This window comes from Metalysinibacillus jejuensis, from assembly GCF_003057615.1.
Taxonomy (GTDB): domain Bacteria; phylum Bacillota; class Bacilli; order Bacillales_A; family Planococcaceae; genus Metalysinibacillus; species Metalysinibacillus jejuensis.
On the sequence record NZ_QAFW01000212.1, the window covers coordinates 1 to 268 of the forward strand.

Genomic DNA, 268 nt, shown 5'->3' on the forward strand with positions numbered 1-268 from the left:
CAAAAGAACAACGCATCCTATCTCGTAGAAAGAAAGGTTCTGCACGTTGGGAAAAACAACGTTTGAAAGTGGCTGAACTACAAGAAAAAACAGCCAATCAACGTAAGAACTTTCTACACCATCAATCAAAAGAATTGGCATCAACCTATGACGCTGTTATCATCGAGGACTTGGACATGAAAGGAATGTCTCAAGCCCTTCACTTTGGTAAAAGCGTTCACGACAATGGTTGGGGCATGTTCACTACATTCTTATCGTACAAGCTAAA

Annotated in this window: 1 protein-coding gene; it reads left to right on the plus strand. The window is 40.7% G+C overall.

Annotated elements, in window-relative coordinates; genetic code table 11:
- A partial coding sequence (locus DDE80_RS14930) for a transposase (RefSeq protein ID WP_153060962.1) occupies positions 1 to 268 on the plus strand: 268 nt, incomplete at both ends.